This window comes from Sphingomonas sp. UYEF23 (genome assembly GCF_040546165.1).
GTDB classification, from domain to species: domain Bacteria; phylum Pseudomonadota; class Alphaproteobacteria; order Sphingomonadales; family Sphingomonadaceae; genus Sphingomonas; species Sphingomonas glacialis.
Map to the genome: position 1 here is coordinate 105,711 of NZ_JBEPNG010000008.1, position 20,072 is coordinate 125,782.

The following is a 20,072-nucleotide window of genomic DNA, read 5'->3' on the forward strand; positions in this document are numbered from 1 at the left end:
GATCCTCTGTGTCATGGGGTGGCGAGCGATTAACTCTCGCGCTTTGAAGCGGTTGTGCGACGGATCAGCTTTGCGATCTGTCCGCGCGCGAGGAACAGGCCGAGCAGCCCGAGCCCGACGCCGACCGGCACCGGCTGGCGCTTGGCGGTATCGACCGCGACCGCCATCGCTTCCATGCCGCGTTCCTTGATCGTGTCGGCGACATCCTGCGCCATCACTTGCGGGCTGGCCTTGTGCTGCAACGCGCTGACCGTCGTCGACAGTCGGGCGCGTGCCGCATCCGCGCGGGCCTGGGCCAGCGCGACTTTGGGATCGAGGCCGGTCATGCGATCGTCTCCGCAGATCCGAAGATCCGCTTGAAGTGGCGGGTCGCGAGGAACCCGAGCAGGCCGGCGAGCACGAGCGGAATGCCAGCCACGATCGCGGTTGCCGCGACCGGCCCGATGAGCGGCGTCAGGATCATCAGCAAGCCGACGACCAGCGCGGTCGAGCCAAGGCTCGCGAGCAGCAGCGCGACCACGATCAGCACGACGCCGCTCTTGGCCTGGCCGACCTTTGCGCCGACCTTGGCCTTCTGCAAGTCGATCTCGCTACGCACGACGTCCTGTGCGTCGCCGACGACGCGGGAGAGCAGGGTGGCGATCCCTTCGTCCGCCACCACGCCCGAGCTAGCTATGTCCTTCATCGGTGCCCCCGAAACGCTTGCGCTCAAGCTTTGTCGTCACGATCGGCGGCGAGCCCGGCCTGCAACAGGCGGACGAGCACGAAACCGACCGCCGCTGCGGTGCCGATCGCGACCGCCGGGCTCTTCTGGACGAAGTCACGCGCGTCCTCGATCAGATCGTCGAGCTGCTTGGCCTTGAGGCCTTCGGAGAAGTCCGAGACCTTGGTCGCGGCGGTACGGGCATAGGCGCCGTACTGCTCGCCGAGCTTTTCGTCGACCGTGCCCGCGGCATCGTTGATCATCTTGACGACTTCATCGAGCGCACCGCCAGCGCGGGCCTTGCCGTCCTCGGCATAGCTCTTCGCGCGATCGACGGCTTCCTTGCCGATCTTGCTCGCGCTGTCCTTCAACAGCTGCGACGCAGTCGAGGTCGCCTTGACGGCCTCGTCGGTCGCGGTCTTCGCGGCGTCCTTGGCTGCGTCGAGATGGTCGTGTGCAGTGGTGGAATCGGAGGTGGTAGCCATGACAAGCGCCCTTCGTTGGAATATCGAAACAAGATAACCGGTCAGCGTATCCGCCGGTTCCATCAGATCCACGCGAATTGCCGCGGCGCGTGATAGCCGGTAGAGGCACGCGCGAACCGCTCGTCCATATCGTTAGAAGGATCGTTCCGTGACCGCAATCATCGACATTCATGCCCGCACGATCCTCGACAGTCGCGGCAATCCGACCGTCGAAGTCGATGTGATGCTCGAAGATGGCAGCTTCGGCCGCGCCGCGGTGCCGTCGGGCGCCTCGACCGGCGCACACGAAGCGGTCGAGAAGCGCGACGGCGACAAGAGCCGTTGGGGCGGCAAGGGCGTCGAGGACGCGATCGACGGCGTGAATGGCGAGATCGCCGACGCCGTGATGGGCCTCGAGGCCGAGGATCAGCGCGAAATCGACCAAGTGATGATCGAGCTCGACGGCACCGAGAACAAGAGCCGCCTGGGCGCCAACGCAATCCTCGGCGTCAGCCTCGCGGTCGCCAAGGCCGCGGCGGACGCGCGCACGTTGCCGCTCTATCGCTATGTCGGCGGTGTTTCGGCGCATGTCCTGCCGGTGCCGATGATGAACATCATCAACGGCGGCGAGCATGCCGACAACCCGATCGACTTCCAGGAATTCATGATCGTGCCGGTCGGCGCGACCTCGATGATCGAGGCGGTGCGCTGCGGGTCGGAAATCTTCCATACGCTCAAGAAGGCGCTGCACGACAAGGGTCTGGCGACGTCGGTCGGCGACGAAGGCGGCTTTGCGCCCAACATCGCCTCGACCAACGAAGCGATCGAATTCATCCTGCGCTCGATCGAAACCGCGGGCTACACGCCGGGCGACGACGTGATGCTGGCACTCGATTGCGCCGCGACCGAGTTCTACAAGAACGGCAAGTATGAGATTTCGGGCGAGGGCAAGAGCCTCTCCAGTCACGAAATGGCCGAATATCTTGCCGACCTGACGCGCCGCTACCCGATTTTTTCGATCGAGGACGGTATGGGCGAAGACGATTGGGAGGGCTGGAAAGCACTTACCGACATGGTCGGCGACAAGGTCCAGCTCGTCGGCGACGACCTTTTCGTGACCAATCCGAAGCGCTTGAAGCAGGGCATCGAGACCCGCACGGCGAACTCGCTGCTGGTCAAGGTGAACCAGATCGGTACGCTCACCGAAACGCTCGAAGCCGTATCGATGGCGCAACGAGCGGGCTATACCGCCGTCATGTCGCACCGCTCGGGCGAGACCGAAGACTCGACAATCGCCGATTTGGCTGTCGCGACCAATTGCGGGCAGATCAAGACGGGCAGCCTCGCGCGCTCCGACCGGCTTGCAAAGTACAACCAGCTGATCCGCATCGAGGAGGAGCTCGAGGGGGCTGGCGTGTATGCCGGTCGCTCCATCCTGCGTGCTTAACATGAGGTAAATACGGGCTTGATCCACGAGTCGCGATGAGTCAGAGTCGCGACCGTGGTCAAGAAACGTTCAACCCTCCGCCCGATGCTGCGCCGCGCGATTGCGCCGGCGGCTTTGCTGATCGTCGGTATCTTCTTCGGGGGGTATGCGATCTTCGGGCCGAACGGCGCGCTGGCCTATGGCGATATCGAGCGGCAGTTGGCGGTCAAGCAGCGCGAACTCGCGATGCTCGACCGCAACCGTACCGAATTGAAGAACCGCGTCGAGCTGCTCGATCCGCGGCATGCCGATCCCGATCTGGTTGATGAGCTTGCGCGCAAGGATCTCGGCGTGGCGCATCAGGACGAAGTGATCGTCCCGCTCGACAAGTAGCGCTGCCCTAAAGCCCCTCCCCTTCAGGGGAGGGGCTTTCTTTCACCGCAGCCGCTTATTTCCCCAGAAACGTCAGTAGGTCGTTGGTGAAGCGATCGCTCTCGGTGATCGTCAGGCCGTGCGGCGCGCCGTCATATTCGACGAGCTGTGAGCCGGAGATACCCTTGGCCGCCTGACGCCCGGTCGCATCGATCGGAACGGTCTGGTCGCTCGTGCCGTGGACGATCAGCGTCGGAACGCGGAACGCTGGCAGATCGCCACGGAAGTCGGTGTGGCCGAACGACTGCGCGCAGGCGAGGATCGGCTTGAGCCCGGCGAGATTTGTCTGGCTCCACGCCCAGTCGACGGTCTCGCTGCTCACCGGCGACGAGATGAAGCCCATGCCGAGGAACTGCTTGAGGAAAGTCTGGAAGAAGCCGTAGCGATCCTTCTTGATCCCTTCGCCGATGCTGGCGAGCTGGTCCTCGGGAACGCCGTGCGGGTTATCTTCGGTCTTGAGCATGTACGGCACGACCGACGCGATCAGGCCTGCTGCGACGACGCCCTTGCCCTCGTGGCGTGTCATGTAGCGCGCGACTTCGCCGCCGCCCATCGAGAAGCCGACCAGCGTCGCATCCTCGGTCGCGCCGGTCTGCTCGAGCACTTCGGCGAGATCGTCGGTCAACGTGTCATAATCATAGCCGCTCCACGGCTGGCTCGACCGACCGAAGCCGCGGCGATCATAGGCGATCGCGCGGAAACCGGCGTCCGCGAGCGCCATCGCCTGTGCGTCCCAGCTGTCCGAGCTTAACGGCCAGCCGTGGATCAGGACGACCGGGCGGCCGCTGCCCCAATCCTTGACGTAGAGATCGGTACCATCGCGAGTCTTGATATACGGCATCGGGGCGCTCCTTGAGATGTCGCTACGCTCAACGATGGCAGACGCTCGGCGTTCCGCAGGGGTGGCGCGATCGGCCACAAGCTGCCAGCTTCGCGCGACCAACGAATCAAAGGATGGGTATGCGCAAGGGTTTGCTGGCGGGGATTGCGGGTCTGGCGTTGATGTCGTGTTCGGCGCAGTCGGCCGAGCCACGGGGCACGATGGCGCCGCTCGCCGCATTGCCGACGACCGACTGGAAGAGCTTCCGCGACACCTTCATCGAGGATTGGTTCAAGATCTCGCCCGCCGATGCGGTCTATCAGGGGCGGCATGATTTCGACGGGGGCTTGGGCGACTGGACGCCGGGCGGGCTCAAGCGGCAGGGCGATTTCTTCCGCGAGGCGATCGCCAAGGCCAAGGCGTTCGACGCGACCAAGCTGACCAAGGACGAGGCGTTCGAGCGCGACTATCTGGTGGTGGTCGCCTCGGGCAAACTGTTCTGGCTCGAGGATGCCGATTTCCCGCACAAGAACCCGGCCTGGTACGTAAATGCCGGTCTCGACCCCAACGTCTATATCGCGCGCCATTACACCGATGCGCCGACGCGGATGCGCGCGATGGTCACCTTCCTGCGCAAGATCCCCGACGCGACCGCGCAGATCAAGGCGAACCTCAAGACGCCGATGCCGCTGAGCTACGTCAATTTCGGCGTCGCGGCGTTCAACGGCTTCGGTGATTATTACACCGGTGACGCCAAGAAGGCCTTCGCCGAGGTTAAGAGCCCGGCGCTGCAGGAAGAGTTCGACAAGGCCGCCGCCGCCGCGTCGAAGGCGATGCACGATCTCGGCGCGTGGGTGGAGAGCCAGCGCGGCACCGCGACGCAGGATTTCGCGCTCGGGCCCGATCGCTTTTCGCGGATGGTCAAGCTGACCGAGGGCGTCGACGTGCCGCTCGCCACGCTCGAGGCGGCGGGCAAGGCCGATCTGCTACGCAACCAGAAGGCGCTCGCCGAGGCGTGTGCGACCTACGCTCCCGGCGCGACGATCCCGGCGTGCATGGCGAAGATGAACGCCAACAAGCCCGCCAATAACGACCCCGTCGCAGAAGCGCGCAAGCAGATCCCCGAACTGCGCGCGTTCGTCACCGCCAACCAGATCGTGACGATCCCCGACCAGGAACAGGCGTTGGTCGAGGAGAGCCCGCCGTATAACCGCCAGAACAGCGCGTATATCGATCCGCCTGGGCCGTTCGAGAAGGGCATTCCCTCGGTCTATTACATCTCTCCGCCAGACCCGGCGTGGAGCAAGGCCGAGCAGGACGGGTTCATTCCGGGCAAGATGGACCTGTTGTTCACCACGGTGCACGAAGTGATGCCGGGGCATTTCCTGCAGTTCCGCCATGCCAACGCATCGCCCTCGATCTTCGGGCGGCTGTTCGTCGGCTATGCCTTTGCCGAGGGCTGGGCACATTATTCCGAGGAAATGATGTGGGAGGCCGGGCTCCACAAGGGGGATGCAGAGACGCATATCGGCCAGCTGTCGAACGCGCTGCTGCGCAACTGCCGCTATCTGTCGTCGATCGGGATGCACACCGGCACGATGACACAGGCTGACTCGCTGAAAATGTTCCAGGAGCAATGCTATCAGGACGCGGGCAATGCCAAGCAGCAATCGGCGCGGGGGACGTATGATCCGGCCTATCTCAACTACACTATGGGCAAGCTGATGATCCGCAAGCTGCGCGCCGACTGGACCGCTCAGCATGGCGGCCGCGCGAGCTGGAAGGCGTTCCACGACGAGTTCCTGCGCTATGGTGGTCCGCCGATCCCCTTGGTGCGCCAGGCGATGCTTGGGGGCGACGGGAAGGCGGTGTTCTGATCTCTGCGGTCCCCGGCGAAGGCCGGGGCCCAGTTGCGATGGCCGTCCTCGATGGAGAGGTGCCCGCCATTGCCACCTTCGTTACTGGGCCCCGGCCTTCGCCGGGCTGCGGTCACGGTTCAGCGCGCCTGCTTGAGCGTCGGCACTTCGTCGGCAACTTCGGCCGCCTGCGGATTGCGGATCGACGGGCGCAGTCGCGCGACGCTGCACAGCCCGGCGATCAGCGCCAGTGCGACCGACACCAAGGGCGGCACGAACCCTTCGCCGACGCCAAGCGCGAGCAGTAGCGCGACGACGGTTGCCCCCGTCGTCTGCCCGGCAAGCCGCACCGTCGACACCAGGCCGCCTGCCGCCGCGGCGCGCTCGCGCGGGGCCGAGCCGACCACCAGCCGTGCGTTGGGCGGCAGGAACAGCCCGAACCCCGATCCGCACAGCGCCATCCGCCACGCCACGTCGAAATAGCTCGGATCGGCGGGCAGACCCGCGAGCAACAGCAGCGCGCAGATCGACACCACCATCCCGATCCCGCCGAGGATTCCGGCCGGGATGCGGTCCGACAGAAACCCCGACAGTGGCGCGACGACCATGTTGGTCAGCGGCCACGGCGCGATCGCCGCCCCGATCGCCGCCGCGCTGAATCCCAGCGCATGCAGCCGGAACGGCGTCGAGATCAGCAGCGTCATCGACGCGGTGAAGGCCGTGAACCCGCCGATCGCCGACAAGGCCAGCACCGGCCGCGCGAGCAGGTCGATCGGCAGGATCGGGTCGGTCTCGCCTTTCTCGCGCCGCACGAAAAAATAGCCGATCACGATGCCGAGCAGCACGATCGCGCCCGATACCACCGGGCTGTCGCCGTGCACCATCGTCTCGAGCCCGCCGATGATCAGCCCGAACATCGCCGCGCACATCACCGCGCCGATCACGTCGAAGGTCGTCGCGCGGGGCTTGGGGGCGGGGATCGCGCTGCCGAGCGCGAGGCTGGCGATCGCGAACGGGATCGCGCTGGCGAACACCCACGGCCACGGCGCGACCGATAGCACCAGTCCGCCGATCGTCGGCGCAGCGGCCGCCGAGCTCGTCACAACGACCGAGTTAATCCCGAGCCCGCGGCCGAGTTGATTGGCGGGGTAGATTTGCCGGATCAGCGCCGAGGCGACGCTCAGCACGCCCGCCGCGCCGATCGCCTGGACGGCGCGGACGAGCAGCAGGAACGGCAGGCTCTTGGCAAAGAAGCACAGCAAGGTCGCGACGGTGAAGACCAATTGCCCGCCCTGGTAGATCCGCTTGAGGCCGACGCGCTCGCCCAGACCGGCAAAGGGCAGCATCAGCATCACCAGCATGACCTGGTAGATCGTCACGACCGCGACGACCGAGCTTTGGTCGACATGCAAGTCGCGCGCGATCGTCGGCAGCGCGACATTGGCGACGCCGCCATCGATGATGACCAGCGCCGACCCGAACGACATAGCGGCGATCGCCAGATAACGGCGGGGGAGGGGGAGTCCGTCGGTCACGATGCTCTGCCTAACGTTTGGCGGCCGGGGGAAGCAAGGCGAACCGATCCGCGACGACGCGGTTCCTTCGTCCGCGCGTCAGATCGTGCATGGCGGCGGAAACTTTCGGTTTCGTGATCGTTGCTTGTTGCAGCGCACCATTTTTGGTACAGCGTTGTCACACGTTCCTTCAATCAGGCGAGTTTGCCATGTCTAACGGTCCCGTCCCAACCGTATTCGAAGCGATCGTCCGCAAGCGCTGCCTGCGTGCAACGTACAACCGCACCGATATCATGCTGGCGCCGCACATCATCTATACGCGGCATGACGATCTGTTCGTCGACGGCGTCGTGCTCGAGCGGGACGGCAAGCCACCCAAGGAACTCAAGCTCGGCACGTTCAAGCTCGCCGGCCTCAACGGGGTCGGTCTGACCGAGCGCAATTTCGACGCCAACCCGCTTTTCGCGGCAAACGATCCGAAATATAGCGACGCCGCGCTGATGGCGGTCGAAGCCTAAGCGCGAGCCCGCGCCGCCATCGTGCGGCGCAGCACGCCGACCGCCACCAGCGCGGTGATCGCAACCGCGGCGCCGGCGATCATGTCGGCGAGATAGTGGGTTCCCTCGATCGGCGTCGACAGCAGCATCGCGCCGTTCAGCACGACGACGGTCCAGCGCAACCGCGCGATCCGCCATCCTGCCGCCATGTAGAGCACCGCGCTGACGGTGTGGAAGCTCGGCGCCGAAACCAATCCGCGAAGAGCACCGAGATCGACCTCGCGCAGCATGTGGGTGCGCAGCGCCGGCAGCAAGTCGGCCTCGTACAACCCGCTTTCGGGCAGATACGGCACGGGGCCGTGCCACAGCGTCGCCAGCGGCCCGAACGCCGGGATATAGCGAAACAATACCAGCGAGATCACCGCGGCGAGCCAGAAGGTGACGAGGAAGCGGCGCGCCGCGGCGCGATTGCCGCTCACCGCATAATGGCCGAGGATCAGCGCGGGCGTGACGAAGATGCTTTGATACGCCGCCGTGCCGAGGATCTGCAGCGAGCGGTGCGAAGCGACCAGCTCGTACAAAGCCAGCCAATCAAAATGGAGCGCCTGGTCGATGCGCTGCAGCACCGCGTCGACCGAGCCGTGCGTGTCGGCGGAAAGCGGATAGGTCGCGACCGCGCCGAGCAGGCCGACCCCCATGAACAGTCCGACCGACTCGGCGAGGTCGCGCCCGATACGGTGCGCGGTGGTGGCTGGATTGCGCGTGAGGAAGCGGATCGCGGCGAGCGTCGCGAAGGCAAGACCGAACAGCAGCGTGCTCGGTGCCCATGGGTCGATCACCATCGCATCGTCGTAGAGCAAGGCGGCGACGCACAGCACGCTCAGCGCAAAGCCCAGCGCGATCCAGCGACCCGGAATCAAACCGGGCTGGCGGACCGCATCGAGCCGGAGCGGTGCGGCGATTGCAAAGGGAGAAGTGGTTGGGATCGACACGGGAGACGCCTGCTTGCGAAGACGATTTTCCCGATCGTCGCCTGATGGATGGCCCTACGAAAGGGCCGATACCCACCATGGCGTGAAGACTATGTGACGTCCAGATGACATCCTGTCACGAACGACGGAACGAGCCGGGGGCGCCGCAGACGCGGCACCCCCGACCCGAGCTTAGCGGCAGACCGTCATACGGCGATGATGGCGCCATTCGGTGCGGCACCGACGATGGTTGTTCCAGCCGTTGTGGCGGCCACGGTCACCGCGCCAGTTGCGGTCGCCACGGTCGCCATGATGGCCGAAGCCGCGGTCGCCGCGCTGTTCGTAGCGGCGGTCGTCGCGATGGCCCTGCGCCGAGGCAGCGGTCGTCGAGACGCCGATACCGGCGATCATGAGCCCGGCGGCGATGAGGTGGGTGATTTTCATGGAATGTCCTTTCGGCCCGACGATCGGGCGAGACCAGGACAGTACGCGCCACCGTAGCGATGGTTGCTGAATGCGTCCGTTTGGCTAGGTACAGGTTAAAGCGCGATCCCGAGCCGCGGCGCGAGCGCCAGCATCGCGAAGTACAGCGCGATCGTCAGCGCGCAACCAAGCCCGAGCGCGGGCCAGAAGCCGATCCCGGCGCGCAGCAGTGCGGGGATGACGAGGAACATCGGCAGCGAGGGCAGGATGAACCAGAACGTCGCCTGGACGTGCGCCGCCATGTTGCCGGCATCGGGCTTCTCCCCCCACAGCCACAACATACCGAGCACCGAAACGAGCGGCAGCGACGCGATCAGCGCCCCGAAACCCGGGTAGCGTTTGGCGAGCGTCGAGGCGAGCGCGATCAGGATTCCCGAGATCAGCGCCTTGAGGGTGAGGAACAGCATTGCGGCGTTATGCGACGCTCGACGGGTTTACGCCAGCGATCGCCGCACGCGTTACTTGCCCACCCAGTCGGCGATCTCGGCGGCGACTTGATTGGCCGCGGTGTTGAGCGCCTGGCCAACGGGGGCCGCAGCGATCGCCGTCACCGGCACGCGCGCTTCGAAGCGGCGCTTCTCGACGACCTTGCCGCTCGTGCGGATCAGCGACCCGTCAAAGGTCACGACGGCCTGGTTGGTCGCGGCATCGACGCCGAAATTGCGCAATTCGCCCGAGAGGATTGCGCCGGGGTCCGAAAAGGACTGTGCGCTGCTGAGCACGATCCGCCCGGTCCGCGCCGGAACGGTATCGATCAGGAGCCGCACGAACATGCGGTTTGGCGGCTCGACCCACTGCGCGTTGGTGACATAGGCGATCGACGTCTCGCTCGCCTGGACGGGCACGCGCGTGCCGGCAATCGCCTGCGCCGCGCCGGGGACGAGGATCGTGATCGTCGGCGAGGTCGCCGAAGATTGCGTCTGCCCGGCGGGAACGCTCACTGCCGAGGTCAGCGACAGCAGCGAGGGCGGGGGCTTTGCGCCGAAGCTGATGCAGCCAGCAAGTGGCACGGCGACGAGGAGCGCCAGCAGCGTCTTGGAGCGGATCATGGTCACTGTCCCTTTCCGGGCTTGTAATCAGGCAATTTCGGCTGGCCGATCAGCGATGTCGCGCCGCCGCGGTCGAGCTTTTCGGCAACCGACGTCAGCGCCTGCGACATCTGGCGCAGATCGTGGACGAGCTGGCCGACCTCGGGGATCGTCTGCTTCGAGAACGCCTGCAGCCCCGGCCGCGCATCGCCGATCGCGGCGTCGAGCGTTTCCATGCTGTGCTGCGCCGACGCGATCGTCTTGTTGAGGTTGCCCATGATCGGATGGATATCCTCCTTGAGCATCCCGTTGGTGGTCTGTGCGAGCACTGCGAACTGATCGGCGGCGGCACCGGCCTTCTGGATCGCGGTGCGCGTCTCGGCGAGCGTCGCGGCGATTTCGGGCCCGCGATCGGCGAGCGCCGCGGTCAGCTTGTTGGTGTTGGCGAGGATGCCCGCGATCGACTGCTGGTTCTTGTCCGACAGCATGTCCGACAGCCGCTCGGTCAGCGTCGAAATCCGCTCGAGCAGCTGCGGCGCCGAACTCAGCAACGCGCCGAGGCCACCGGGCTTGGTCGGAATCGTGGGCACCCCGTTGGGGCAATCGCTCAGCGGGTTCTCGACCGGGCAGGCGATCGCCGGCGCACCCTTGATCGCGCCGTCGAGCTGCACCGTGCTCGTGCCGGTGAAGCTGCCCTGCAGCGTGGCGGTGGTGCCGACGAGGATCGGCACGTCGGGATTGACGCTGATGCGCACGCGGACGAGCTGGGGATCGGGCTTCCACAGCGTGATTTCCTTGACCTGCCCCGACGGCACGCCCGAGAAGGCAACCGCCGACCCCTTCGCCAGGCCGTCGACCGACTGCTTGAAGAAGATGTCATATTCCTTGTCGGTCGCGGTGCCCCAGCGCGCGATCCAGACGAGGAACAGCAGCATGACGGCGAGCAGGATCAGCACGACGCTGCCGACCAGCACATGGTTCGAGCGGGTTTCCATCAGCTTGTGCCCTCAGCTTTCGCCACGTCTTTGTTATGCTGGATCGTCGCGGTCGCGGCGCGACCACGCGGTCCCTTGAAATATTCCTGGATCCACGGATGGTCCAGTGCGAGCAATTCGTCGATCGTCCCGACCGCGATCACCTTCTTGTCGGCAAGCACCGCGACGCGGTCGCAAATCGCGTACAGCGTGTCGAGATCGTGCGTGATCAGGAACACCGTCAGCCCGAGCGTCTTCTGCAGCGAAGCGATCAACTCGTCGAACGCCGCCGCGCCGATCGGATCGAGCCCCGCGGTCGGCTCGTCGAGGAACAGCAGTTCGGGGTCCATCGCCAGCGCGCGGGCGAGCCCGGCGCGCTTGCGCATCCCGCCCGACAGTTCGGCCGGGAATTTGGGACCGGCATCGGCAGGCAGGCCCGTCATCACGACCTTATAGGCGGCGATTTCATCGAGCAGCGCCGGATCGAGGCCGGGATAGAATTCGCGCAGCGGCACCTGGACGTTCTCGGCAACGGTCAGCGTCGAGAACAGCGCACCGCCCTGGAACAGCACGCCCCAGCGTTTGGTCAGGTTGGTGAGCTCGGTTTCCTCGCGCTCGATCGTCGATTCGCCAAACACCTCGATTTCGCCCGCCATCGGGGTCTGCAGCCCGATGATCGAGCGCATCAGCACCGATTTGCCGGTGCCCGACCCGCCGACCACGCCGAAGATCTCGCCGCGCCGGACGCTCAGATCGAGCCCGTCATGGACGATCTGCTCGCCAAAGCCGTTCTTGAGGCCGCGCACGACGATGACATCGTCGCCCTGCTTTTTGCCGTCGCGTTCGGTCTGCGTCATATCCAGCCGATCGAAGTGAAGAAGACCGCGAAGAACGCATCGATCACGATCACGAGGAAGATCGCCTGGACGACCGCGGCAGTCGTCCGCGTGCCGACCTGTTCGGCGTCGCTCTCGACCAGCATCCCCTGGAAGCAGCCCGCGACCGCGATGATCAGCCCGAACACCGGCGCCTTGACCAGCCCGACATAGAGGTCGGTGATCGGCACGACTTCACGCAACCGCTGGATGAAGGTCACCGGCGGAATGCCGAGCGTGATCCAGCACAGCAGACCGCCGCCGATGATCGTCACGATCGACGCGTACATGCCGAGCAGCGGCATCATGATGACGGTCGCGAGGACGCGCGGCAGCACCAGCGCCTCCATTGGCGAGACGCCGATCGTGCGCATCGCATCGACTTCCTCGGTCAGCTTCATCGTGCCGATCTGCGCGGCGAACGCCGATCCCGAGCGACCGGCGACCATGATCGCGGTCATCAGCACGCCGAGCTCGCGCAGCGTGATTCGCCCGACCAGATTGATCGTCAGGAATTCGGCGCCGAACTGCTGCAGCTGCACTGCGCCCTGCTGCGCGATGACGATCCCGATCAGGAAGCTCATCAGCCCCACGATCGCGAGCGCGTTGACGCCGACGACTTCGAAGCGCTGGACGACAGCGTTGAAGCGGAAGCGCTTGGGATGCGTCACGACGTGCCAGAAGGCGATCAGCGTCGCGCCCAGAAACCCGAGCAACCCGTACAGCGTGTGCCCGGTCGTCACGACGGCATCGCCGATCTCGCCGACCATCCGCGTAAACGAGCCCGCAGTGGCGGGGCGCATCGCGACGGGTTGATCGGCCGCGGCGACTTGCGCGAGCAAATGTTCGCCATCGGCATCGAGGCCGGTGATTTCGGCGTCGTGCTCGGCGGCAAAACGGTGGACGAGCCACGCCCCAACGGTATCGATTCGCTCGATTTCACTGAGATCGACGCTCGACACCGTGCCGTCGAAAGCGCGCAAGCGCTCGGGCAAGTCGCCGATATTCGCCAAAGAAAGGCTACCGGTGAAGCGAACGACGTCGGTATCGTTGGAGAAGGCGGCCATTTCGGTCATCTGACGCCTTCTCTGCTGCAATCGGGCTGGATCGGCAAGGCTCCTGCGGCGTATGGCGCGTAAATGCATCACTTTGCCGTCTACGATATGGACAAGACGATTACCTACGCGCCGACCTGGACATCGTTCCTCGTGCGGACCGCCGCGGTCGAAGCACCGTGGCGGCTGGCCTTGCTGCCGGTCGCGGCGGGGGCGACGCTCGGGTATGTGTTCGGGCTGTTGTCGCGCGCCCGATTGAAGGAAATCACGCACGCGCTGCTGCTCGGGCGGGCGATCCCCGAGGCGACGGTCGCGCGCGCCGCGGCGCGGTTTGCCGACCGCATCGTCGAGTCGGGCATCTATTCGGGCGCGATCACGCAGATCGCCGAGGACCGCGCGGCGGGGAACCGCATCGTGATGGCAACCGCGTCCTATGGCTTCTACGCCGCGGCGATCGCCGATCGGCTCGGTTTCGAGGCGGTGATCGCGACGGGCGTGGTGCGCGAGAACGGCTTGATTCGCGCGCAGATCGCGGGCGAGAATTGCTATGGCCGCGCCAAGCTCGCGATGATCGAGGCGTGGATGGCGGGGCAGGGGATTGCGCGCGGCGATGCCGTGGTGCGCTTCTATTCGGACCATGTCTCCGACGAGCCGTCGCTCGAATGGGCCGACGTCGCGATCGCGGTCAATCCGCACACGCAATTGCGCGCGATGGCGTGGTCGCGCGGCTGGCGAGTCGAGGATTGGCCGAAGTGAAGCCCGCGACCGATGGCGCAGCACAGGGAAAGTCGATGACCGAGCCAAGCGCGTGGGACGGCGAGATCGTCCGCAAGTGGCTCGAAAGCCGCTTTGCCGCTGCGCGCAGCGAGCAAGCCTCTGCTGATCGGCAGGGGCGTTCCGCCGAGGGCGATTTCGATAAGGCCACCGCCGAGGAGTTCGTCTGTCGCGCCGCGATGGTGCACGGCGCGACCGACGATCAGGCGAAGTTCGCCGATCGGCTCAAGGCGCTGCTCGATCAGGACGAGTATCGCCACGCCGGCGCGCATGACGACCGCCGTTTCGAACGCGAGGTTCGCTCCTATCTCCGCAAGCTGATCAAGATGACCAAGGCGAATAGCGGCTTCGAAAACCGGCTGCGCTATCAGTGAGCGCCGCGCGGCGCGCGCTCACAGCGTCACGTCGACCGCGTGGATCACCAGCCCGACCAGCCCGCCGACGAGCGTGCCGTTGACGCGAATATATTGCAGGTCGCGGCCGACGGCGTTTTCGAGCCGCCGCGTGATCGTGCCGGCATCCCAGCCCTGGATCGTTTCCGACACCAGCCGGACGATCGCGTCGCCGTAATCCGCCGCCATGCCGACGACGGTGCGGCGCACGAAGCGGTTGATCGTGCGGCGCAGCTTGGGATCGGTCTGCAACGTGCCGCCCAATTGGCGCAAAGCGTCGCCGACCGGGCCGGCGAGCAGCTTGTCTGGGTTGCGCGCGATCCGCAGCATCCCGCCGCGGGCTTGTTCCCACAGCCCGTCGAGCCAGCGCTGCATCGCCGGATTGTCGATGATCTCGCCCTTCACCGCGGCGACGCGTGCGCGCATCTCGGGATCGTGGACGAGATCGTGCGCGAGCGTCGCGAGCGCTTCCTCGGCCTTGGCGCGCAAGGGGTGTTCGGGATCCTCGGCAATGCCCGTCAGCAGGCCGTTGAGCCCGTCGATGATCTTGGTGGCAAGCGTCTCGTCGAGCCCGGTCCAGCGCATCACCGTGCCCGCGCGATCCGACACCATCTGGCGGATCACTTGCTCGTTGGCGGCGAGCAGGCGTGCGCCCCACTTCACGATCCCGTCGAGCAGCGGCAAATGCCGGTCCTCCGCCATCGCCGCGGTCAGCGCTTGGCCGAGCAGCGGCGAGACATCGAGCGCGCGCAGCCGCGCGCCGATCCCGGCCTTGACCACCCCGCCGAGCCGTTGCTGGTCGAACGCCTCGAGCATGTGCGTTGCGAGCCCCGCCGCGCCGCGGCGGATGCGACCGTCGCCGCCGGGCGGGTTGGCGAGCCAGCGCCCCGCCGCACCCGCGACATCGACGCGCCGCATCCGCCGTGCGACGACGCCCGGGATGAGGAAATTGTCGCGCAGGAAGGCGGCGAGCGTCGTGCCGATACGATCCTTGTTGCGCGGGATGATCGCGGTGTGCGGGATCGGCAGGCCAAGCGGATGGCGGAACAGCGCGGTCACCGCGAACCAGTCGGCCAGCCCGCCGACCATCGCCGCCTCGGCAAACGCGCGCACGAAGCCGAGCGCGGGATAGGTCGGCGCATAGGCACGCGTGACGAGGAAAGTGATGGCCATCACGACCAGCAACCCTCCGGCGATCCAGCGCATCCGGACGAGGCCGGCGGGCGGGGCTTCGGAAGCGCGAGGGGGGCGGGTACGTCTCATGCCGCGACCAATCCCCGAGCGGCGCGATAGTTCAAGGAGAAAGCGGCGGGCTCCTTAAAGCCCCTCCCCTTCAGGGGAGGGGTTGGGGTGGGGCCGTGCCGCGATGTCGGCGTTCGAGCGGCGGAGCATCCGTGATGCGAATTTCGGCACTCTCCCACCCCTAGACCCGCCCTGAAAGGGAGGGGAATGGCGCGCCCATCACTCCGCCGGATGCGGACCCTCGCCCGAATAGACGATCCGCGGCGGGGCGCCGGGGAGGGTGGGGCCGGTCGGCGGGCGGTTCTCGATCAGCGGGCCGAGATCGTCGCCGGGGCGATAGGTCAGCAGGTTGCGCCGCAGATACGGCCCGACGCGCGCCTCGACCCCGACCGCGAGGCTGAACAGCGCCGGCGTAATGAGCAGCGTCAGCACGGTCGACATCGTCAGACCGCCGATCACGGTGATCCCCATCGGCACGCGCGACGATCCGTCGCCGGTCAGCGCGAGCGCGGTCGGCATCATGCCCGCGACCATCGCGACCGTCGTCATCACGATCGGCTGCGCGCGCTTATGCCCGGCGTCGATGATCGCGGTGACCTTGTCGACGCCTTTGTTCATCTCCTCGAGCGCGAAATCGATCAGCAGGATCGAGTTCTTGGCGACGATGCCGAGCAGCATAATCAGGCCGATATAGACCGGCATCGAGATCGGCGTGCCCGTCACCGCCAGCCCGATCAACCCGCCGAGCGGCGCGACGGCAAGCGAGATCACGTTGACGAACGGCGGCAGCAAACGGCGGTAGAGCAGCACGAGCACCGCAAAGAGCAGGAACACGCCCGCGACCAGCGCGATGATGAAGTTCTGGATCAGCTCGACCTGCCATTTCGATTCGCCAAGCGTGAGTTCCTTCACGCCGAGCGGCAGGTTCTTCATGATCGGCAGATCGTGGATCTCCTTTTGCGCGGTGCCGCTGACGACGCCGGGCGAAAGATCGGCACCGACCGTCAGCTGGCGCTGCTGCGCGACGCGTTCGATCTTGGTCGGCCCCGCGCCGAAGCCGATATCGGCGACGACGTTGAGCGGGACCGAACCGCCGCTCGCGGTGGCGACCGGCAGGTTCTGGATCGTCGACAGGCGCTGGCGCGAATCCTGGTCGAGCGCGACGCGGATCGGGATCTGGCGGTCCGACAGCGAGAATTTTGCGCTGTTCTGGTCGATGTCGCCAAGCGTCGCGAGCCGGATCGCGTTCGACAACGCCGCCGTCGTCACGCCCATCGTCGCCGCCAGGTCCATGCGCGGCGTGATGACGAGTTCGGGACGCTTGAGATCGCCCGAGATCCGCGGCGCGACGAGATCGGGCAACGTCGACATCGCCTCGACGATCTTCGCGCCGGTCTCGGCGAGCAACTTGGGATCGTCGCCGCCGAGCGTGACGGTCAGCGCACGGCCACCGCCGCCCCAGCCGCTCGACGAGCGGAACGAGACGCGCGCATCGGGAATTGTCTGGAGCTCGGGCGCGAGCGCGCGCTCGAACTCATAGCTCTTCATCGTGCGCTCGGCCTTGGGCTTGAAGATCGCGGTGACACGACCGTTGCCGACAAAGGCGCGCGAATAGACCGATTCGACGCTCGGCTGCTTTTGCAGGAAGTCGGCGACGCGGCGCACCACGGCCTGCGTTTCGGCAAGCGTCGTGCCCGGCACCATGTCGATCTGCGCCACGCTCGAATCCGAATCGCGCAGCGGCTGGAAGGTCGAGGGGATGCTCATGAACAGCAGGATCGTCGCGGCAAACGCCGTCGCCCCGCCGACCACCGCCGACCAGCGATGGAGCAGCGTCCATTTCAGGATCGCCATGTAGCGATCCATCAGCCAGCCTTCGCCGTGCGACGCCTGGCCGTGCGCCTTGAGGAAATAGGCCGCGAGCATCGGGGTGATGAGGCGCGCGACGGCCAGGCTCATCAGCACCGAGGCGACCACCGTCAGGCCGAAGTTCATGAAGAACTGGCCCGAGATGCCGGGCATCAGCCCGACCGGCAGGAACACCGCGACGATCGCCATCGTCGTCGCGAGCACGGCGAGCCCGATCTCGTCGGCGGCGTCGATCGACGCTTGATAGGCGGATTTGCCCATCCGCATGTGCCGCACGATATTCTCGATCTCGACGATCGCATCGTCGACCAGCACGCCCGCGACGAGGCTCAACGCCATTAGCGTCATGTTGTTGAGCGTGAAGCCGAGCAGCTCCATCACCCAGAAGGTCGGGATCGCCGACAGCGGGATCGCGAGCGCCGAGATGATCGTCGAGCGCCAGTCGCGCAGGAAGATGAAGACGATCACGACCGCGAGGAACGCGCCCTCGACCATCGCCTCCATCGCGGCGTCATATTGCGCCTTGGTGTATTTCACGCTGTCCGAGATGCGCTTGAAATGCACCTTGGGGTTGCGCGCCTCGAGCGCGGCGAGCTTCTTCTCGGCCTCGTGGAAGACGGTGACGTCGGAATAGCCCTTGGCGCGCTGGAAATCGAAGCTCAGCACCTGGCGGCCGTTAAGCTCGGAGGCCGAGCGCTGCTCGGCATAGAGATCCTCGACGCGGCCGAGATCGGCGACCTTGATCGTGCGCCCGGTGCCGGTGGCGATCTGCACCTGGCCGAGCGCATAGGCGGTCTGCGCGTTGCCGAGCACGCGAACCGATTGCTCCGAACCGGCAAGCTGTGCGCGGCCGCCCGCGGCGTTGAGGTTGACCTGGCGCAGCTGCTGGTTGACCGCGCTCGCGGTCAGGCCTTGCGCCGACAGCTTGAGCGGATCGAGGATCACGCGGATCTCGCGATCGACGCCGCCGTTGCGGCTAACCGTGGCGAGGCCGGGGACCGACAGCAATTCCTTGGCGACGTCATTGTCGATGTACCAGCTGAGCTGCTCGACCGTCATGTCGGTGGTGATCGCGGCGTAGCTCGCGAGATCCTGGCCGGTCGTGTTGGCGCGCATGATCTGCGGCTCGAGGATGCCGTCGGGCAGGTTGCTGCGGATCTGCGAAATGGCCGAGCGCACGTCCTCGACCGCACGGTCGATCGGCGTGCCGATGTTGAGCTGGACGATCGTCTGCGAGCTGCCCTCGGTCACGGTCGAATCGATCTCGTCGATTCCCTGGAGCGAGCGGACGGCGGCTTCGACGCGTTGCGTGACTTGCGTTTCGAGCTCGGTCGGCGCGGCACCCGGCTGCGAAATTTCAACAATGACGACCGGAAAATCGATATCGGGCTGGTTGTTGACGTCTAGCCGCATGAAGCTGACGATCCCGGCGATCGTCAACATGAAGAACAAGACGATCGACGGGACCGGGTTGCGGATCGACCAGGCCGAGATATTCCGGAAGTTCATCGACTACCTCTTATTCGCTGCGTCCGCCGTCACCAGCGTCGGTTTTACCTTCTGCCCGGCGTTGAGGAACGCACCGGCCGACTGCACCACCTTCTCGGTGCCGTTCAAGCCGTCGCTGATCGCCACACCGCTGTCGGACACTTCACCGACCTTGATCGAGCGCCGGACGAGCTTGTCGTCCGCGCCGACGATATACACGTAATTTCCCTTGTCGTCGCTCTGGATCGCGGCGTTGGGAAGTTCGGGAACATTGGTCGTGCCCGCGACGATCGCCGCCGAGGCGAAGCCGCCCGGACGCAGCGCCGGATCATAGCTGAGCGCGATGCGTGCAACGCCCTGGCGAGTCGTCGGATCGATCACCGGGGAGACCTGCCACACTTGACCGGAGAACACCGTGCTCCCGCCGACCGGGGTGACGCGCGCTTGCGATCCGACGTGGAGCCCGCGCAGATCGTTCTCGCTGACTTGCGCGCGCAGTTCGAGCTGGCCGCCTTCGGCCATGCGGAACAGCACGCCCGACCCGGCGCTGACGACCTGGCCCGCCTCGACGCTGCGCGTCAGCACCAGGCCGCGCGCGGGCGCGCGGACGTCGAGCCGGCCGTTGCTCGCTTGCTGCTGCGCGAGCTGCGCCTGCGCAACCTTGACGCGCGCAAACGCGGCGTCGCGCGTCGCGGTCTTGGTCTCGATGTCGGCGCGCGAAATGAACCCGCGCGAGACAAGCTGTTTCGCGCGGTCGAGTTCGGACTGCGCGAGCGTCGCATCGGCCTGCGACACCTTGATCTGCGCGGACAGCGAGGCAGCGGTCTGCGTCTGGACCGATCGATCGACCTGCGCGAGCACCTGCCCCTTTTCGGCCCACTGGCCGGGTTCGACCAGCACGCGGGTGACGATGCCGCCTTCGCCCGAAACGCCGATCGGCATTTCCCGCCGCGCCGCGAGCGAGCCCGTCGCAGTGATCGTCCGCGCGACGCTCGAACGGCCGGGCACAACGACCGAGACGAGCGGGAGCTGTTCGGTCGTCTTCGCCGGCGGCGCTTTGTGGCCGAAGAACGAATAGGCGAAGATCGCGATCGCAACCACGGCGACGACGATGCCCGCGATCAGACCCCAACGCCGCCCGCGCGGCGCACCCTCGCCGGGCAGCGCGATAACGTCTTCGGTACCGATCGTCCGCGTCTCATACTGCAT

Annotated in this window: 21 protein-coding genes; 6 read left to right on the forward strand and 15 right to left on the reverse strand. The window is 66.1% G+C overall.

Translation table 11 applies throughout. The annotated features are described in order from the left end of the window. Positions 1-29: 29 nt before the first annotated feature. The 3 genes from ABIB28_RS14780 to ABIB28_RS14790 are packed head-to-tail and all read right to left on the reverse strand — an operon-like array spanning position 30 to position 1,188. Entirely contained in the window at positions 30-326 is a 297-nt protein-coding gene (locus tag ABIB28_RS14780) for a DUF3618 domain-containing protein (protein WP_354288870.1), read from the reverse strand. After that, a complete protein-coding gene (locus ABIB28_RS14785; protein ID WP_354288871.1) occupies positions 323-685 on the reverse strand; it encodes a phage holin family protein in 363 nt (120 codons plus the stop codon). The genes ABIB28_RS14780 and ABIB28_RS14785 overlap by 4 nt, the downstream gene beginning before the upstream one ends. 23 nt (positions 686-708) lie before the next feature. Then, a complete protein-coding gene (locus ABIB28_RS14790; protein ID WP_133187279.1) occupies positions 709-1,188 on the reverse strand; it encodes a hypothetical protein in 480 nt (159 codons plus the stop codon). Between the two features lie 148 nt (positions 1,189-1,336). On the opposite strand from ABIB28_RS14790, the gene eno reads away from it, so the two are divergent. Then, positions 1,337-2,614, forward strand: coding sequence for a phosphopyruvate hydratase (gene eno / locus ABIB28_RS14795; protein ID WP_189676826.1), 1,278 nt, complete (start codon positions 1,337-1,339; stop codon positions 2,612-2,614). An 84-nt stretch (positions 2,615-2,698) separates the two neighbouring features. Continuing rightward, on the forward strand, positions 2,699-2,986 hold the full coding sequence (locus ABIB28_RS14800) for an FtsB family cell division protein (protein WP_133187283.1): 288 nt from the start codon (positions 2,699-2,701) through the stop codon (positions 2,984-2,986). A gap of 55 nt (positions 2,987-3,041) precedes the next feature. On the opposite strand, the gene ABIB28_RS14805 is transcribed toward ABIB28_RS14800, so the two are convergent. Next, positions 3,042-3,866 carry an alpha/beta fold hydrolase gene (locus ABIB28_RS14805; RefSeq protein ID WP_133187285.1) on the reverse strand — a complete coding sequence of 275 codons (825 nt, stop codon included), beginning with the start codon at positions 3,864-3,866 and terminating at the stop codon, positions 3,042-3,044. A gap of 119 nt (positions 3,867-3,985) precedes the next feature. Between ABIB28_RS14805 and ABIB28_RS14810 the strand changes: the two genes are divergently transcribed. After that, complete coding sequence (locus ABIB28_RS14810; protein ID WP_322159694.1) at positions 3,986-5,722, forward strand: DUF885 domain-containing protein; 1,737 nt, start codon at positions 3,986-3,988, stop codon at positions 5,720-5,722. A gap of 119 nt (positions 5,723-5,841) precedes the next feature. Here ABIB28_RS14810 and ABIB28_RS14815 read toward each other — a convergent pair whose 3' ends face one another. Continuing rightward, a complete protein-coding gene (locus ABIB28_RS14815) occupies positions 5,842-7,236 on the reverse strand; it encodes an MFS transporter (RefSeq protein ID WP_354288872.1) in 1,395 nt (464 codons plus the stop codon). 188 nt (positions 7,237-7,424) lie between these two features. On the opposite strand from ABIB28_RS14815, the gene ABIB28_RS14820 reads away from it, so the two are divergent. Beyond that, a complete protein-coding gene (locus ABIB28_RS14820; protein ID WP_133187291.1) occupies positions 7,425-7,733 on the forward strand; it encodes a hypothetical protein in 309 nt (102 codons plus the stop codon). Here ABIB28_RS14820 and ABIB28_RS14825 read toward each other — a convergent pair. The 7 genes from ABIB28_RS14825 to ABIB28_RS14855 form a co-directional block, all read right to left on the reverse strand. Further along, on the reverse strand, positions 7,730-8,704 hold the full coding sequence (locus ABIB28_RS14825) for a phosphatase PAP2 family protein (protein WP_354288873.1): 975 nt from the start codon (positions 8,702-8,704) through the stop codon (positions 7,730-7,732). The two genes, ABIB28_RS14820 and ABIB28_RS14825, sit on opposite strands and share 4 nt — an antisense overlap. A gap of 171 nt (positions 8,705-8,875) precedes the next feature. Beyond that, complete coding sequence (locus tag ABIB28_RS14830) at positions 8,876-9,127, reverse strand: hypothetical protein (RefSeq protein ID WP_133187293.1); 252 nt, start codon at positions 9,125-9,127, stop codon at positions 8,876-8,878. Between the two features lie 95 nt (positions 9,128-9,222). Next, positions 9,223-9,573: a DUF3147 family protein gene (locus ABIB28_RS14835; protein ID WP_140851976.1), complete on the reverse strand. Its 351-nt coding sequence runs from the start codon at positions 9,571-9,573 to the stop codon at positions 9,223-9,225. 51 nt (positions 9,574-9,624) lie between these two features. Then, the gene (locus tag ABIB28_RS14840) at positions 9,625-10,221 is read right to left on the reverse strand and encodes an ABC-type transport auxiliary lipoprotein family protein (protein ID WP_354288874.1); all 597 of its coding nucleotides are present in this window, start codon (positions 10,219-10,221) and stop codon (positions 9,625-9,627) included. Next, positions 10,218-11,189, reverse strand: a complete 972-nt coding sequence (locus ABIB28_RS14845) for an MlaD family protein (protein WP_189676833.1) — start codon at positions 11,187-11,189, stop codon at positions 10,218-10,220. The genes ABIB28_RS14840 and ABIB28_RS14845 overlap by 4 nt, the downstream gene beginning before the upstream one ends. Then, positions 11,189-12,025: an ABC transporter ATP-binding protein gene (locus ABIB28_RS14850; protein WP_133187301.1), complete on the reverse strand. Its 837-nt coding sequence runs from the start codon at positions 12,023-12,025 to the stop codon at positions 11,189-11,191. The genes ABIB28_RS14845 and ABIB28_RS14850 overlap by 1 nt, the downstream gene beginning before the upstream one ends. Beyond that, positions 12,022-13,119, reverse strand: coding sequence for an ABC transporter permease (locus ABIB28_RS14855; protein WP_133187303.1), 1,098 nt, complete (start codon positions 13,117-13,119; stop codon positions 12,022-12,024). The genes ABIB28_RS14850 and ABIB28_RS14855 overlap by 4 nt, the downstream gene beginning before the upstream one ends. A gap of 63 nt (positions 13,120-13,182) precedes the next feature. Here ABIB28_RS14855 and ABIB28_RS14860 point away from each other — a divergent pair, with 63 nt between their 5' ends. Both ABIB28_RS14860 and ABIB28_RS14865 read left to right on the forward strand, forming a co-directional pair. Continuing rightward, a complete protein-coding gene (locus ABIB28_RS14860; RefSeq protein WP_354288875.1) occupies positions 13,183-13,854 on the forward strand; it encodes an HAD family hydrolase in 672 nt (223 codons plus the stop codon). 35 nt (positions 13,855-13,889) lie between these two features. After that, on the forward strand, positions 13,890-14,246 hold the full coding sequence (locus tag ABIB28_RS14865) for a hypothetical protein (RefSeq protein ID WP_354288876.1): 357 nt from the start codon (positions 13,890-13,892) through the stop codon (positions 14,244-14,246). A gap of 18 nt (positions 14,247-14,264) precedes the next feature. Here the strand turns inward: ABIB28_RS14865 and ABIB28_RS14870 are convergent, their stop codons facing one another. The 3 genes from ABIB28_RS14870 to ABIB28_RS14880 all read right to left on the reverse strand — a co-directional run bounded on the left by ABIB28_RS14870 (position 14,265) and on the right by ABIB28_RS14880 (position 20,072). Continuing rightward, entirely contained in the window at positions 14,265-15,527 is a 1,263-nt protein-coding gene (locus ABIB28_RS14870; RefSeq protein WP_354288877.1) for a DUF445 domain-containing protein, read from the reverse strand. Between the two features lie 198 nt (positions 15,528-15,725). Next, positions 15,726-18,884, reverse strand: a complete 3,159-nt coding sequence (locus tag ABIB28_RS14875) for an efflux RND transporter permease subunit (protein ID WP_354288878.1) — start codon at positions 18,882-18,884, stop codon at positions 15,726-15,728. 3 nt (positions 18,885-18,887) lie between these two features. Further along, complete coding sequence (locus ABIB28_RS14880; protein ID WP_354288925.1) at positions 18,888-20,072, reverse strand: efflux RND transporter periplasmic adaptor subunit; 1,185 nt, start codon at positions 20,070-20,072, stop codon at positions 18,888-18,890.

Excerpts from the sequence above, each read along its gene's own strand:
- ABIB28_RS14780 (WP_354288870.1), bottom strand. The coding sequence starts at position 326 with ATGACCGGCCTCGATCCCAAAGTCGCGCTGGCCCAGGCCCGCGCGGAT.
- ABIB28_RS14785 (WP_354288871.1), bottom strand. The coding sequence starts at position 685 with ATGAAGGACATAGCTAGCTCGGGCGTGGTGGCGGACGAAGGGATCGCC.
- ABIB28_RS14790 (WP_133187279.1), bottom strand. The coding sequence starts at position 1,188 with ATGGCTACCACCTCCGATTCCACCACTGCACACGACCATCTCGACGCA.
- ABIB28_RS14800 (WP_133187283.1), top strand. The coding sequence starts at position 2,699 with ATGCTGCGCCGCGCGATTGCGCCGGCGGCTTTGCTGATCGTCGGTATC.
- ABIB28_RS14805 (WP_133187285.1), bottom strand. The coding sequence starts at position 3,866 with ATGCCGTATATCAAGACTCGCGATGGTACCGATCTCTACGTCAAGGAT.
- ABIB28_RS14810 (WP_322159694.1), top strand. The coding sequence starts at position 3,986 with ATGCGCAAGGGTTTGCTGGCGGGGATTGCGGGTCTGGCGTTGATGTCG.
- ABIB28_RS14820 (WP_133187291.1), top strand. The coding sequence starts at position 7,425 with ATGTCTAACGGTCCCGTCCCAACCGTATTCGAAGCGATCGTCCGCAAG.
- ABIB28_RS14830 (WP_133187293.1), bottom strand. The coding sequence starts at position 9,127 with ATGAAAATCACCCACCTCATCGCCGCCGGGCTCATGATCGCCGGTATC.
- ABIB28_RS14835 (WP_140851976.1), bottom strand. The coding sequence starts at position 9,573 with ATGCTGTTCCTCACCCTCAAGGCGCTGATCTCGGGAATCCTGATCGCG.
- ABIB28_RS14845 (WP_189676833.1), bottom strand. The coding sequence starts at position 11,189 with ATGGAAACCCGCTCGAACCATGTGCTGGTCGGCAGCGTCGTGCTGATC.
- ABIB28_RS14850 (WP_133187301.1), bottom strand. The coding sequence starts at position 12,025 with ATGACGCAGACCGAACGCGACGGCAAAAAGCAGGGCGACGATGTCATC.
- ABIB28_RS14855 (WP_133187303.1), bottom strand. The coding sequence starts at position 13,119 with ATGACCGAAATGGCCGCCTTCTCCAACGATACCGACGTCGTTCGCTTC.
- ABIB28_RS14860 (WP_354288875.1), top strand. The coding sequence starts at position 13,183 with ATGCATCACTTTGCCGTCTACGATATGGACAAGACGATTACCTACGCG.
- ABIB28_RS14865 (WP_354288876.1), top strand. The coding sequence starts at position 13,890 with ATGACCGAGCCAAGCGCGTGGGACGGCGAGATCGTCCGCAAGTGGCTC.
- ABIB28_RS14870 (WP_354288877.1), bottom strand. The coding sequence starts at position 15,527 with ATGAGACGTACCCGCCCCCCTCGCGCTTCCGAAGCCCCGCCCGCCGGC.
- ABIB28_RS14875 (WP_354288878.1), bottom strand. The coding sequence starts at position 18,884 with ATGAACTTCCGGAATATCTCGGCCTGGTCGATCCGCAACCCGGTCCCG.
- ABIB28_RS14880 (WP_354288925.1), bottom strand. The coding sequence starts at position 20,072 with ATGCAGTATGAGACGCGGACGATCGGTACCGAAGACGTTATCGCGCTG.